The 12,808-nt window shown below is 68.3% G+C and carries 17 protein-coding genes; 11 read left to right on the top strand and 6 right to left on the bottom strand.

The window, feature by feature from the left end; translation table 11 throughout:
- Positions 1 to 25: 25 nt before the first annotated feature.
- The 3 genes from BL253_RS29305 to BL253_RS29295 all read left to right on the top strand — a co-directional run bounded on the left by BL253_RS29305 (position 26) and on the right by BL253_RS29295 (position 3,002).
- Positions 26 to 820 (top strand): isoprenyl transferase, encoded by a 795-nt coding sequence (locus tag BL253_RS29305; RefSeq protein ID WP_076820549.1) that lies wholly within the window; start codon positions 26 to 28, stop codon positions 818 to 820.
- 1 nt (position 821) lies between these two features.
- Positions 822 to 1,283, top strand: a complete 462-nt coding sequence (locus BL253_RS29300; protein ID WP_241835258.1) for an antibiotic biosynthesis monooxygenase family protein — start codon at positions 822 to 824, stop codon at positions 1,281 to 1,283.
- A 171-nt stretch (positions 1,284 to 1,454) separates the two neighbouring features.
- Entirely contained in the window at positions 1,455 to 3,002 is a 1,548-nt protein-coding gene (locus BL253_RS29295) for a recombinase family protein (RefSeq protein WP_158230444.1), read from the top strand.
- 124 nt (positions 3,003 to 3,126) lie between these two features.
- On the opposite strand, the gene BL253_RS29290 is transcribed toward BL253_RS29295, so the two are convergent.
- A complete protein-coding gene (locus BL253_RS29290; RefSeq protein WP_076820547.1) occupies positions 3,127 to 3,345 on the bottom strand; it encodes a helix-turn-helix transcriptional regulator in 219 nt (72 codons plus the stop codon).
- A 173-nt stretch (positions 3,346 to 3,518) separates the two neighbouring features.
- On the opposite strand from BL253_RS29290, the gene BL253_RS29285 reads away from it, so the two are divergent.
- Positions 3,519 to 3,986 (top strand): hypothetical protein, encoded by a 468-nt coding sequence (locus tag BL253_RS29285; RefSeq protein WP_131831604.1) that lies wholly within the window; start codon positions 3,519 to 3,521, stop codon positions 3,984 to 3,986.
- Between the two features lie 522 nt (positions 3,987 to 4,508).
- On the opposite strand, the gene BL253_RS29280 is transcribed toward BL253_RS29285, so the two are convergent.
- The 4 genes from BL253_RS29280 to BL253_RS29265 form a co-directional block, all read right to left on the bottom strand.
- Positions 4,509 to 4,745, bottom strand: a complete 237-nt coding sequence (locus tag BL253_RS29280) for a hypothetical protein (protein ID WP_076820545.1) — start codon at positions 4,743 to 4,745, stop codon at positions 4,509 to 4,511.
- 2 nt (positions 4,746 to 4,747) lie between these two features.
- Entirely contained in the window at positions 4,748 to 5,113 is a 366-nt protein-coding gene (locus BL253_RS29275; RefSeq protein ID WP_076820544.1) for a hypothetical protein, read from the bottom strand.
- 287 nt (positions 5,114 to 5,400) lie between these two features.
- Positions 5,401 to 6,105, bottom strand: a complete 705-nt coding sequence (locus BL253_RS29270; protein WP_076820543.1) for an ATP-binding protein — start codon at positions 6,103 to 6,105, stop codon at positions 5,401 to 5,403.
- Positions 6,106 to 6,115: 10 nt separating this feature from the next.
- Entirely contained in the window at positions 6,116 to 6,472 is a 357-nt protein-coding gene (locus BL253_RS29265) for a hypothetical protein (RefSeq protein ID WP_076820542.1), read from the bottom strand.
- Between the two features lie 232 nt (positions 6,473 to 6,704).
- On the opposite strand from BL253_RS29265, the gene BL253_RS29260 reads away from it, so the two are divergent.
- Positions 6,705 to 7,895 carry a helix-turn-helix domain-containing protein gene (locus BL253_RS29260; protein ID WP_338013757.1) on the top strand — a complete coding sequence of 397 codons (1,191 nt, stop codon included), beginning with the start codon at positions 6,705 to 6,707 and terminating at the stop codon, positions 7,893 to 7,895.
- Positions 7,896 to 8,010: 115 nt separating this feature from the next.
- Here BL253_RS29260 and BL253_RS29255 read toward each other — a convergent pair whose 3' ends face one another.
- On the bottom strand, positions 8,011 to 8,580 hold the full coding sequence (locus tag BL253_RS29255; RefSeq protein ID WP_076820540.1) for a hypothetical protein: 570 nt from the start codon (positions 8,578 to 8,580) through the stop codon (positions 8,011 to 8,013).
- Positions 8,581 to 9,088: 508 nt separating this feature from the next.
- On the opposite strand from BL253_RS29255, the gene BL253_RS29250 reads away from it, so the two are divergent.
- From BL253_RS29250 to BL253_RS29225, 6 genes are all read left to right on the top strand, one after another.
- Entirely contained in the window at positions 9,089 to 9,274 is a 186-nt protein-coding gene (locus BL253_RS29250) for a hypothetical protein (protein WP_076820539.1), read from the top strand.
- Positions 9,274 to 9,513: a hypothetical protein gene (locus BL253_RS29245; protein ID WP_131831603.1), complete on the top strand. Its 240-nt coding sequence runs from the start codon at positions 9,274 to 9,276 to the stop codon at positions 9,511 to 9,513. Before BL253_RS29250 ends, BL253_RS29245 begins: the two co-directional genes overlap by 1 nt.
- A 38-nt stretch (positions 9,514 to 9,551) precedes the next feature.
- Positions 9,552 to 9,896: a hypothetical protein gene (locus BL253_RS29240; protein WP_076820537.1), complete on the top strand. Its 345-nt coding sequence runs from the start codon at positions 9,552 to 9,554 to the stop codon at positions 9,894 to 9,896.
- 6 nt (positions 9,897 to 9,902) lie between these two features.
- Positions 9,903 to 10,106: an ABC transporter permease gene (locus tag BL253_RS29235; protein WP_076820536.1), complete on the top strand. Its 204-nt coding sequence runs from the start codon at positions 9,903 to 9,905 to the stop codon at positions 10,104 to 10,106.
- Between the two features lie 90 nt (positions 10,107 to 10,196).
- Positions 10,197 to 12,353: a cell division protein FtsK gene (locus BL253_RS29230; RefSeq protein WP_076820535.1), complete on the top strand. Its 2,157-nt coding sequence runs from the start codon at positions 10,197 to 10,199 to the stop codon at positions 12,351 to 12,353.
- Positions 12,354 to 12,503: 150 nt separating this feature from the next.
- A partial coding sequence (locus BL253_RS29225) for an IS110 family transposase (protein WP_158230443.1) occupies positions 12,504 to 12,808 on the top strand: 305 nt, incomplete at its 3' end.

Genomic DNA, 12,808 nt, shown 5'->3' with positions numbered 1-12,808 from the left:
GGATCAGCGGGGAGGTGGACTTCCGGTGAGCCTGCAGGATGGCGGAGTCAGGCCCCTTCGGGACCCGCATCCGCACCCGTCCGGGGCGCGTCCGCCGGCTCTGCCGGAGGAACTGGTGCCCCGCCACGTGGCCATCGTCATGGACGGCAACGGACGGTGGGCGACGCTGCGCGGTCTGCCGCGGACGAAGGGCCACGAGGCGGGCGAGGACGCGCTGTTCGACTGCGTGGAGGGCGCGATCGAGCTCGGCGTCCGGTGGATGTCGGTGTACGCGTTCTCGACGGAGAACTGGAAGCGCTCCCCGGACGAGGTGGCCTTCCTGATGCGCTTCGTCGACGGCGTGTTCGGCCGGCGCATCGACGACATGGCCGCGCTCGGGGTGCGGGTCCGCTGGGCCGGCCGGCGCCCCCGGCTGTGGAACAGCGTCATCCGCCGGCTGGAGAAGGCCGAGGAGCGCACCCGCGCCAACGACCGCCTCACGCTGGCGATGTGCATCAACTACGGCGGCCGGGCCGAGATCGCCGACGCCGCCGCGGCCATCGCCCGGGATGTGAAGGACGGCCTGCTGCGGGCGGACAAGATCGACGAACGCACCGTCGCCCGCTACCTCGACGAGCCGGACATGCCCGACGTCGACCTGCTCATCCGCACCTCCGGCGAGCAGCGCCTGTCGAACTTCCTGCTCTGGCAGGCGGCCTACGCCGAGTTCGCGTTCGTCGACACCCTCTGGCCCGACTTCGACCGCCGCGACCTGTGGGCCGCCTGCGAGGAGTACGCCCGCCGCGACCGCCGCTACGGCGGCGTCGCCGCGAGTGCCTGACATGCCCGAACCCGGATTCGAGGCCCAGCCCGAGCCCGAGGCCGGCCGAAGCATGGTGGCCCGGCCCGGCCGGCAGGTGGCGGCGCCCGTGCTCGCGATCGTGCGGTTCCGGCTGCCGGCCGGATCCGGGGAGACGGCCGCGGCCGGTGAGTTCGCGGCTGGAGCCGACCGGGCGCTGACGGCGCTGGGGCAGGCCGACGGCTACCGCGCCGGCCGGCTCGCCCGGGCGGTCGACGACCCGGACGAGTGGGTGCTGGTCACCGAGTGGGACGGCCCGGGTGCCTGGCGGCGGGCGCTGGGCCGGTTCGACGTCAAGATGGAACTGACCCCGCTGCTGGCCCACGCCGTCGACGCCCCGGGCGCGTTCGAGGTGCTGGTAGGCCAGGACGGTCCCGCCGTTGCTCCTCGGCGCTACGGCTCGGCCCTCGCTCCCGATGCCGCCACCGCCGCGCCCGGTCGCTGACCTCCCCCGGGCGGCAACGCTGAACCGTGTCAAATGAGCAAGCCCATGGACGTGCCCATCCGACACAGAGCATCAGGGGGCTGGGGAACTGTGTCGGATGGGCCTGCCTATAGGGGGGTGCTTCTCGGCACATACAAGCCTAGCATCATGGTCATGGCGATCAAGAGACCTGTGACCAGGACGTTTGCGGACGGTGCGGCGCTGCGGGTGGTGATCTACGCGCGGCGGTCGGCGTCTGGGGGGACGTCGACGGCGGATCAGGTCCGGATGGGTCACGAGGATGCCAACCGTGAGTCGTGGGTCGTGGCGGCTGAGCTGGCGGAGTCTGGGCAGTCCGCCAGCATGTACCGCAAGGATGGTAAGCCGCGCGCCGGTTGGGCTCAGGTGCTGGCGTTGGTGACGTCGGGCGCGGTGGATGTGGTGTGGGTGCGGGAGACGTCGCGAGCGGATCGGCAGATGGCGACGTGGGCGCCGTTCCTGGATGAGCTGCGCCGTCGCGGGGTGGCGCTGTATGTGCAGGCCGACCGGCGGTTGTATGACCTGTCGGTGTGGCGTGATCACAAGACGCTGCTTGAGGATGGGATCGATAACGCGGATGAGTCCGCGAAGAAGTCGAAGCGGGTCAAGGACGGGGTGGACGACAACGTCCGGGCGGGCCTGCCGCTGAGCGCGGCGCCGCTGGGCTACCGCAACACCTACGACCGGCGGACGCGGAAGTTGACGGGTCGGGTGGTCGATCCGGCGTGGTCGGCGGTCGCGGTCGACATGTTCGATCGGGTCGGGCGGKGTGACTCGCTGGCGAGCGTCGCCCGGTGGCTCAACAACAAGGGTGCGCCGGTGGCGCGTGCCGGGAAGCGGTGGGATGCGCGGATCGTGCGCACGGCGTGTGAGGATCGCGCCTACGTCGCCGAGCGGGTCCACACGTTCGCGGGCGACGACGCGCCCACCGTCGTCCCGACCAGATGGCCCGCGCTCGTGAGCCGGGCGCAGTGGACCGCGGCTCAGACCGCCCTTGCGACGATCGCGACGGTGCATGCGGTCCGGGGGCGCGCACCGGGTGGGTATAGCCATCTGCTGTCGCTCATCGCGACCTGCGGGATCTGCGGCGGGTCGGTCCGGGCGCACAAGGTCCGTGGGGTTGGGATGTACAAGTGCCCCGTCGGCCATGTGGTGATCAACCAGGCGGACACGGATGCCTATGTCGCTCGGCTGATCGTGGCGCGGATGGCTCGGCCGGACCTGGTAGCCAGCCTCACCGCTGCGGACGATGACGTGATCCGGACGGCGAACGCCGACATTGAAGGTCTCGAAGCCGAGTTGGCGGAACTCGAAGACACGGTCAAGACCCGTTCCGGCCGGTCGCGGCTCGCCGCGTTGGACGCCATCGACGATCTTGAGATCAAGCTCGGCGCCGCGCGGGCACGGCTAGAACAGCTCACGGTCCCCGCGAGCCTGCGGGAACTGGCCCGCGACGTCCACGGCGGTGAGGATGCGGTCCGGGCGAACTGGGAGGGTATGTCGGTCGCGGCGCGGCGTGAAGCGGTCCGCTCCCTGCTCGACTATTTCAAGATCCTTCCGGCTCCGGTTGTCGGGACCAGCCCCCGTACCGGGGAGCCCATGAAGGCACGGGGGGTCCGGGGCGCGCTCGACCTGCGCCGCGTCGACCACCAGTGGCACGACCCCCGCCGACAGTCCGCGACCGACACCGAAGCAGCCTGACCGACCATCGGCCGATTCCTCGGGTCGGCCGACCACGACAAGCCCCCGACACCGGTCGGGGGCTTTCGTCGTTGTCCGTGAGGGCGTCTGAGAGCCACGCTGGCGCGTGGCGACCCGGCGGCGGCTAGGTCGGGGTGCCCGGCTTCGGTGGGCGTCCGCCGTGGCCGGGGCGGGCCCGCATCCATGCCTCATAGGTGGATGTGCGCCAGCGCGGCCGGTCGGGCACCGACTCGTCATCCGGTGGGGGCAACAGGCCCTTGCGGCGGTAGGAGCGCAGAGTGCTCGCCTTGACTCCGGCTCGCTCCGCCATCTCGGCGTAGCCGATGAGCGGGTCATCGGGCATCCCCTGCCCCCACCTTTCCGCTTGCTGGCGCAAGCGCTCAGGACGTCCCCAACCCCAAGAAATATGGCACGCAGTGTGCCAGAATAGTGGGGTTGGCGGTCCCGGTCGGGTGTTGCGAGCACCCATACCGGGACCTTGATCACACACCTGTGTATGAGACAGGAGGGCGACCCGTGCCCAGTATCCCGCCCGATGACCTACCCACGTGGCCGGAGCGGCGGTGGAACCCGGTAGAGCTGGCCGCCCCCGGCGGCGGCATGTATGAGCTGACAGTCCGGTCGGGTGCCACGGCGCGCGACGTCATGACGCTGGTGGACGCGATGCCCCCGGCGGTGTACCTGCGCTACCGCGCCGGATCGCCGTCAGCCACGGACGTGGTGCTCGTCTTCCGGGAGAACCCAGCCGGGCCGGAAGCGCCCCTACGGCAGCCGGCCGGTTGGGCGCCGAGCACGGACGGCATACCGGACCGTGGCCTGACACCCCACCAGATGGCCATGTACGACCTCATCACAGCGGCGCCCGACGTGGCCACGGGTACCCGCATCCTCGACCTGGTCACCCACGCGCACCCCGCCGCCGTGGTCGCGTTGGGGCAGATGCTGCACGCGGCTCGCCACGGCCGCTGCACCTGCCATGAGTGACCCACCGCGCTAGACGGCACCCAATCCGGCGGCCGGTAACCCACCAGGGTTACCGGCCGCCGCCACGTCCGGCCACCAGATGCTCCCCGCACTTAGACAGCGCACGACCTGCGCTTGCAGCGTGCGCGCAACTGCAAGCGGCCGTCAGCGTGCGCTACCGACCCCGCGCGGTGCGGGCGAGCCTCGGTCGTGCCACGTCCGCTGTGACCCGTGGGGGAAGCCACCCGACACCGACCGTCGCCRCACAGCCCGCACCCCACGGCGACAACCATCGTTGTCGCCTCGTCGGTGGCGTGGCCGCCGACAGGAGTAACGGGTAACCACGCGCCCGACCCCCGAAGCCACGTTCCGGGCCGATTCCGGGCCCTCGGGCCGATCGGCGGTTACCCGTTACCGCACCGCGTTAATGCAGGTCGGTAGGGGTGCGGAGGGTAACCGGGGGTGTAACCAGCGGGTTACACCCTCGGCCGGCGGTTACCCTGCCCGCCGAGCGTCACCGGCTTCCCGGCCACCAGCTCGGCGTCAGGCTTCCCACGCGCCGCCGTCTCCTATGGAGACGTCCGCGAACGGCGATTCGCCGTCGCCGTCGCCGTCGCCGTCGCTCCCGGACGGCAGGGCGCGCTGTCGCGTCGCGTACTGCTCGGTGATCAGATAGTGCGCGAACAGGCGTCTACCCTCGGGTAGTCGGTGCGACTCGTCCGCGATTCCCCCATCGGGCCACGGGTATTCCTCGTCCGGGGGTGTCTCTGCTGATTCCACGGCTACACCGGCGGGACGATGTTCGGACCATCGCGTAATTCCTCGTCCCAGTCAGGTTTATCATGCACGATTCTCGCCAGTCCCGAATCCAGGTCCAGCACGCTTGCCAGGTCGGCGAGGAAATCCGCGTGTGCATCCGATAGGTCCTTACCTAGGGCCGCATCATCCGGGTTCGGCCACATCCGAAAGGCGTCAGCCGACGGYCGGTCATCGACGGTCCGGCCACGCTCCCAGAGTCGAACCCTGTTGACATTAGGAAAGATCATGAGTAGGCCGAAGACCAGTTCCTCATAGGTCATGACTCCGTCCGGCTCCGGCCCGGTCGCCTCCACCTGAATACCCAAGTCGTAGTCAATGCGTACGATCATCCCTTGTCCCGTTCGGTTGCATCAGCCCGCCGTCTGAGTCTCGGGGTTCTCGCCGTGCTCTCGAAGCGATCGGCTCGCGTCGAGTTCGGCCCGTTCCTCCGCAACGGCCGCACGGAACCATTCCGGCGGTTCCTCATCGACGATCTCAATGGACGGGTAACCCGGACCCTCTACATGCCATTCCATTAGCTCACGACCGATCACGGCGCCTCAGACCGGGGGGACGATTCCGAGACCATCCGCCTTTTCGCCGATCACGACCCATCGCGGTTGTAGCGCCACTACTATCAATCCCTGCCAGTCGGTAGGCGCTGACGATCGGTCGCGCCGTGGGGTTTGTGCAGTGCCGCGACCATCCGCGCGGCATCGTGGGCATCGGTGGCGTGACGTTCGTGCCAGGGGAACAGCGCACGCAACCGTTCCGCGACGCGCGCCACCACCGCCGGATCGGTGCTGAATTCGATCAACGGCAGGTCGGAGGGAAGCTGCGGGTCGGGTGCGGGCCACAGAGGTTCGGGCACGGGTCGGGCCTCCCGTGTGGGTAGCGGCGTGGCGTCACGGTCGGCACGTGCGGCGGGAACGATCGCGCCGGGAAACCGAGCCCACACGACCACTCCGCCGGACTCGGCCCGGTAGGCGTCCCACCGGGTAGCGAGAGCTTCAACAATCGAAAGGCCGCGACCGCTCTCAACGTCGTCAGCGGGGTGAATCGCGTGCAGCTCAGTGGCGTCCGGCCGGCTCCAAACCTCCACCACGACGGTGTCGCCGGTCGCGGAAAGTCGGACAGCGATGAACTCGTCATCCGGCCGGCTGATCTTGACAGCGTTGGTCACCAGCTCCGACACGATCAGCTCCGCCGTCTCGATGGCTTCCGGGGCAACCGACCAGTACCGGAGAGTCTGAACCGTCCGCTTGCGCACCACCGGGACCGCTGCGCGCGTCGGGGGAAGGCGCGTGACGGCCGGAGTACCGGGCGGACCGATGGCCGTCATCGGCGGCCGTTCATACCGGCGCTTGGAAGTCGCGTGACGACTCCCGCCGCTCCGCGACCGCCACAGGACCAGAGATCGCGTGATTCGGTATGCCGTCCAAGCCTTCACCGGTACGCAGCTTCACGGCGGTAGCGATGTCGATGAGATCGGGTGACATGACTACCACCGGCATCTCCGCGCGGTTTAGGTCAGCGTCGGGTGGGTCTAGGAACGAGCGTCCCATGTCCCATACCCGGATACGCGCTACCTCGGGTAGTCCAGCCATGATCGCCGTGGCGAGATCGTGAGGGGTCAGGTTCGGATACGGCGACGTACTGACCGCCACCTCCGAATCGTTCCCCCGGGCATCCGTGAGTCTCACGATCACGTCCCATCCTCCGCCATGCTCAGCTCGACGATCATCGCGCCGCTCCTACTCATCGAAACGGACCRCCACCCCGAACCGGTGGGTACGGCGCCCACCGGTCGGAGGGTCTGACGGCGAGCCTGTCAATCAGCGTCCACGCGGTGAATGGGCGCACGGCCCCACCTTTGAGGTGGCTCCAGACGCCAGGTGGGACAGCGTGCCCTAGTCGGGCTGTACGCTCTGCCCGGGAGGTGTGCCGGTGTCCGACTCAACGCTAGGTGACCGGATCGGGCAGCTCCGACGGCGGCGGAGCATGACCCAAGAAGAACTAGCCAGCAGGGCTGGAATAAGCGCGGACGTCGTCCGCAAACTGGAACAAGGCAGGCGAAGCGGGGCGAAGCTATCCACGTTAAATGCGCTGGCGCGCGCCCTAGAGGTACGGACGTCTGAGCTTTTGACGCCCGACGTCGATCTTGACCCGCCAGAGAATGGCGACAAGGCACTTTTGCTTGACATCCGGAGGTTTCTCTTCCCGTCAATGGGAGATCGACACCCCGATCGGCCCGCTACCGACGTAGAAATAATACGGGGAAGCGTCAACAACATACGGGCCGCCTATGCACGCGGAGCTTACCGCGCCACGCTCGGCGAACTTTCGGAGCTTCTCCCCGCCATTGAGGTTGCCCTTGCCTCGGCCACATCGACAGAGATGGAACGCTTTGCCAGCCTCGCTTACAAGGCACTCGCTGAGACTCTAATTCAGACTCGTCATGACGATCTAGCACAGGAAGCCGTACGTCGTTCCCTAGTGAGCGCACAAGGCGCGAGCGATCCCGTTCTCTATGCACGATGCGGCGAGAATTTTTCGTGGATCATGATGCTTCATGGTCGTTTTGTCGACGCCGAAGCCACCGCATCACACCTTGCCGGGACCATTGAACCGTCGTTTGCCGCCACCGATCGTCAGCTACTAGACACCTACGGCCGTCTGCGTGTACAGGCTTCTGCGGCAGCCAGCAGAGACAACAATCTCCGCRTTGCGGAGGAACATATCTCGGTGGCTCGGGCGGTAGCCGGGAGACTCGGGGGTGGTGATCTTTACTCCTCAAAGTTTGGCTCCGCTCGCGTCGCCATGGCCGAGTCCGAGAATGCGATCGTAGTCGGAGATCCTGAGACGGCGTTGCGAGTTGGCCGCACAGTACGGCTTGCCGGTACCTCTGGAAAGCGGCACCTGCTAACGCTGGCGGAAGCGCAATTGTCGCTACGGGATTTTCAGGGTGCACTCGAAACCCTCAATGGTGCGAGAGATCTCGCGTCCGAGTGGCTGATTAATCAGCGTCTGGCACGCAGCCTGGTTCGTGATCTTCTGGACTCGCGCGGAGTGCGGTGGGCTCGCAACTCTGGCCTTGCCGATCTCGCGTCCGAGATGAAGATCGCCGTGTAGGCGCCTCTCGGTTACGATTCGCTTGTTTTTGCAAGCGGCCTGCAAGCGCCCGCCAGAGATGGCTATCGCCGTTCCGTGTTGCCGCTTGCGTTTGCAAGCAGCCTGCTAGCGCTGGTTAGGGCTGTCGTGGGGTGCGTCGGTGTGTGCGGGGGCGGCGCGCCGGTCGGGCATAGGTGAGGCCCTCCGCGCGCATGGTCTGGTTGGCCATGGTGCGGAGGGCCTCATGTATGTCCGAGGGTGCGTGCCGTCGGAAGGTGCGTAGGGCCGGGGGTCGGCGGGTGGGTGCGTAGGTCGCGGGGAGGGTGGCGTCAGGGTCGGTGCGTTCGGCGAGTGCAAGTGCGAGTTCGATGATCACGTCCTTTTCGCGGGTGCGGGCGAAGCGGTCGATGCTGATGCCGTAGCGCTTCGCGATAAGGGCGCGTCGGCTGGTGAGGGTGGTTCGGGGCTTCCCCTCAAGCGCGAGAAGCACGCGGGCCGCGTACTTGGCGTCGCCGGTCAGGGAGTCCACCGCGTCGACGAGCTTGGCGTGCGCGTCGGTCGCGGCCGTGGGGGCGCGTCGGCCGGCGAGGCTGACGACGAGTGCCGGGGCTCGGCGGGCGAGTTGGGTGGGGCTTGCCTCGCCGAATCGGATCAGGCCGACGAGTTCGTCCACGATCCGGGGGCTGAGGGACAGGATCGTGATCATGGTTGGCTGCTGCGCCTCCTGGGCTAGTGGGTCTGGTGATCGTCGCGTGTGCGGCTGATCTGCATCGTCGCTCATGAGGTTGCCCCCTGTACAGATGGTTTTGCGTCCGTAGACGCAGTTTGCCTCCGTTTGCCTGCGCTGGCCGCCTCGCCGCGCCGGGCCGCCGTGTCGGCACCGAGTCCACGCCGAGTCCGCACCGAGTGGGCGCCGAGCCCGTAGCGGCCCGCGTCCGCACCGAGCCCGCACCGTGTCCACGCCGAGTCCGCACCGAGTTCGCGCCGGGCGGGTGCCGGGCGCCGAGTGGGCACCGTGTCCGCGCCGTGACCGCGCCGAATGKGCGCCGCTTTTGTTTCATATTCACGCCGAAATGACGCCGTGAATTCGCCGAGCTATTTCCCGTGACTTTTTCTGGCGGGTTGGGGAAAGTGGTCGTGGCGACGCTGCCCGGGAAGCCCCCGGAGCCGACGCCGAGCMTGTTTCTTTCCTCTTCGCATGTCGGGAGTTTGCTATGCCTCGGTACGTGTACCGCCCGTCGCTGCTGTGGACGATTTTCCGCTGGTCCGCGGCGGTCGCCGCGCTGTATCTGACCCTGTATTTCCTGTCGTATCTGTTCAGCCACTTCGGACCGTTTCTGGTCGTCGCCGGACTGATCTATGGCGCGGTTTTCGTGGTGCGCCGGGGCCGGGGCCGGTGATGTTCGCCATTGGGCTTGACCCGTTCTTCACGGGCGCCACGACCGGGTCGCATTCGGGGTGGGTTCTGCTGTTCCCGGATGTCGCGTGGTGGCTGCTGGAGACCGCGTTGGTACTCGGTCTTTCCTGGCCGCGCGTGAAGCCGCGCGGGGTCGGCACGGTCGTGTGGCTCGTCGTGGTGTGGGTTCTCGCCTCGGTCGCGCGGTTCACGCCGCAGATTCTCACCCTGACCACCCACTAACCATCTCTCTGCTTTCTCAGTGCTTTGAAAGGAAAGTCATGTCCTTCACGAGCGATCCGCGTCCGGCCGTCGATCTCGGGCCGCTGACCGTGGGTGACCTGGCGTTGCGGTCCGACAAGGCCCACGCCGAGCACCTCGCGACCTACACGGCCGCGACGGTTCTGCACGAGGCATTCATGTCCATGCCGGCCTACGACGAGGAAGCTCACGACCTCGTCGACGCGGCGTGCCGCTTCATCCGCGAGTACCGCGAGAAGACCTACACGGAATGGCGCTCGGCCTACCGCGCGTGGGCCACGGCCGCCGGGTTCGAGATCCCGCCGGAGATGACCGAGACCACCCCCGAAGCCGACGACACCGACGACGCCGAGAGTGAGGTCTAAACCGTTATGCAGACGACGATTGTCATTCTTCTCGGGCTTCTGCTCGTGGTTTCTCTGCTCGCGCCCCGGCTACGCGCTCGTAGCCTCGTGCCGCTCGTGTGCATTCTCCTCGGCTGGTTCTGGGCCGGCTCCGGGTTCGTCCCCACCCTTACCGACGTCGGGACGGCTATCCGGGATTTCTTCCAGTCGCTGCCCATCCACTGGAGCTAATACCCGCTGTTTCGCTGGCGTGCGCGCCCCGCCGTGTCCCCGCACGGTGGGGCGCGCCCCACCCCCCTTCTTTTGCTGCGGAGTTCCGCCATGCCCGAAGACCCATCCCCGACGTCCGATGACCGCCTTCCCGTGCCCGCCGAACGGTCGGGTTGGGTGCCCGACATTCCCGCCGTACTCGCCGAACTCGACACCCTGGCCGGGCGTGACCGTAGCTTTGAATGGGCACTCGATCCGACCCCGGACGGTGCGCCGGTAGCCGTCGATCCCGCCCCACCCGGCGCGGCCGACGTCGCCCGGCGCCCGGTGATCCCGCCGACCTTGCGCCGGGGGCAGCTCGCCGCGACCGCGCGGCACGTGGGCGGCCGGTGGGCGCATGCCAGCGCCTATCACGCCGTCCGCGTCCCCTTCTACCTCGTGGTGATCGCACAGGCGGCCGTGATCGGTGCCGGACGGGTCGCGGTGTGGTTCGCCCGGTGGTGGACGCACGCCGAGTCCGCCCCCGTCCGCCAGGCCGCCGCAGAAAGCCGCGACACCGCCGTCTGGCTACGTCTGGACCGCGAGGTTCGGGCCACCCGGCGCACCCGCTCCCTGATCGCCCTCGGCGCCGGCGCCGGCGCGCTGACCGCCGTGGCCGTGCTTGGCGCGGCGTTCGGTCCACCGACGCGCCCGGGGTGGCTGCTGGTGTGGCTGCCGCTCGTGGCAGGGCTCGCCTATGCGGGTCGGCCGGTGGGGCGTCCCCTGATCGGCGCGGCGGTCGTGGCGCCCCGGTTTCGCAAGCTGTCGGCAGACGTCGTGCTCCGGGCCTACTACGCGGCGAAGCTGGGCGCGGACAAGGACGACCAGCGCGTCACGTTCGGCTCGCCGATGGCCCGCGACGGCGACGGTTCCCGCGTCGCGGTGGATCTTCCCTACGGGAAGGGCTTCACCGACGCGGTGAAGGCGCACGGCGCGATCGCGTCCGGCCTTGACGTGGCGGTCAGTCAGGTCTTTCTCACCCGCGACCCCACCTCGCACCGCCGACACGTTCTCTGGGTGGCCGACCGTGACCCGCTCGCCATCCCCGCCGGACGTACCCCGCTCCTACGCGGTCAGCCTACTGATATTTGGACGCCTGCCCCTTTCGGGCTGGACGAACGCGGACGGCTTGTCACCTTCGACCTTCTGTGGCAATCGATCCTGGTGGGTGCCCAGCCACGGCAGGGAAAGACGTTCTCCCTCCGCTCGTTGGGGTTGTTCGCCGCACTCGACCCCTACGTGAAGATCACTGTTGCGGATGGGGGCGGTAAGCCCGACTGGCGTCCGTTCCGCGCCATCGCCGATCGGACGGTGTTCGGTCTGGCGCCGAGCCGCGACGGTGATCCGATCGAGATTCTCATCGACACGTTGCGGGAGATCCGCGACGACGTGCAGGCCCGGTACCTGACCCTGTCGGACCTGCCCACCGAGCTGGTCCCCGAGGGGAAGCTCACCCGCGACATCGCCCGCGACCCGCGTTACCGGATGCCTGTCCGCATGGTTCTTTTGGACGAGTTCCAAGAGTTCTTCGCGACCGGGACGGCGGCGGCGGATACCGAGATCGCGACGCTACTTGTCTATCTCATCCGGGTTGCCCCGGCGGCCGGTGTCATCATCGGAAGCGCCACGCAACGGCCGTCCGGGATCGGGAGCGGCGAGGTCGCGAAGAAGTTCACGGACTACCGCGACAACCACATCGTGCGGTTCTCTCTGCGCACGGGTTCGTGGCAGGTCTCAGACCTCGTTCTCGGCGCGGGTGCTTTCAGTGAAGGGCTCGACTCCTCCACCCTGACCGCCGACCACAAGGGTGTGGGAATCCTACGCGGGGCGACGGAGGAAAGCCCGACCGTGYGGACGTTCCTCGCGGACGCACAGGACACCGAGCACCTGACCGCCCTTGGGCGGACGTTGCGCCACCACGCCGGGACGCTCACCGGGCAGGCCGCCGGCCAGACGATCCGCCGCGACGAGCGGGACGTACTGGCGGACGCGGTGTCCGTGTTCGCGGACGGCGCTGTCGGGCTGCACTGGCCCGACCTTGCCGCCCGGCTCGCGACCGCCTACCCGGAGCACTACCGCGACGTGACCGCCGACGCGATCAGCGCCCAGCTACGCGCCCTCGGTGTCCCGAGCGTCGCCGTCCGCCGTGACGGACAGGTCCAAAAGGGTGCCCGCGTCGCCGCGATCCGAGACGCCCACCAGCGCCGGACCAGCGGCGGCGGGGGGTAACCGCCAGCCGGGGGTGTAACCCACGAGTTACACCCCCGGTTACCCCCACACCCCATCTGATGCGATGAAGGAGCGGGGCCTCCGCTCCTTGGTGACGGCCCCCGGGTAGGCCGGGGGTTGTTGCCATCGTCACTGGACGAGGAGGCCCCTGTGACTCAAGGGTACGAGGGTTCGCAGGTAGTCGGTATTGATCTGCATCGTCGCCGGAGTGTGGTGGTGCGGATGACGCCGGAAGGTGTTCCGCTCTCGACGGTCCGGATCGCCAACGATCCGGAGACGTTGGCGGCGGAGGTCGCGAAGGCGGGTGCGCACGCCGAGGTGGTGTTGGAGGCGACCTACGGCTGGTACTGGGCGGTCGACGCGCTGGGCGACCTCGATGCCCGGGTGCATCTGGCCCATCCGCTGGGGGTGAAGGCGTATTCCTATCGGCGGGTGAAGAACGACATCCGCGACGC

The organism is Pseudofrankia asymbiotica, from assembly GCF_001983105.1.
GTDB lineage: Bacteria > Actinomycetota > Actinomycetes > Frankiales > Frankiaceae > Pseudofrankia > Pseudofrankia asymbiotica.
The sequence above is the reverse complement of the archived record's forward strand: the minus strand, read 5'-3'. Positions and strand labels throughout refer to the sequence as shown.

Excerpts from the sequence above, each read along its gene's own strand:
- BL253_RS29300 (WP_241835258.1), top strand. The coding sequence starts at position 822 with ATGCCCGAACCCGGATTCGAGGCCCAGCCCGAGCCCGAGGCCGGCCGA.
- BL253_RS29290 (WP_076820547.1), bottom strand. The coding sequence starts at position 3,345 with ATGCCCGATGACCCGCTCATCGGCTACGCCGAGATGGCGGAGCGAGCC.
- BL253_RS29270 (WP_076820543.1), bottom strand. The coding sequence starts at position 6,105 with ATGACGGCCATCGGTCCGCCCGGTACTCCGGCCGTCACGCGCCTTCCC.
- BL253_RS29255 (WP_076820540.1), bottom strand. The coding sequence starts at position 8,580 with ATGATCACGATCCTGTCCCTCAGCCCCCGGATCGTGGACGAACTCGTC.
- BL253_RS29250 (WP_076820539.1), top strand. The coding sequence starts at position 9,089 with ATGCCTCGGTACGTGTACCGCCCGTCGCTGCTGTGGACGATTTTCCGC.
- BL253_RS29245 (WP_131831603.1), top strand. The coding sequence starts at position 9,274 with ATGTTCGCCATTGGGCTTGACCCGTTCTTCACGGGCGCCACGACCGGG.
- BL253_RS29240 (WP_076820537.1), top strand. The coding sequence starts at position 9,552 with ATGTCCTTCACGAGCGATCCGCGTCCGGCCGTCGATCTCGGGCCGCTG.
- BL253_RS29235 (WP_076820536.1), top strand. The coding sequence starts at position 9,903 with ATGCAGACGACGATTGTCATTCTTCTCGGGCTTCTGCTCGTGGTTTCT.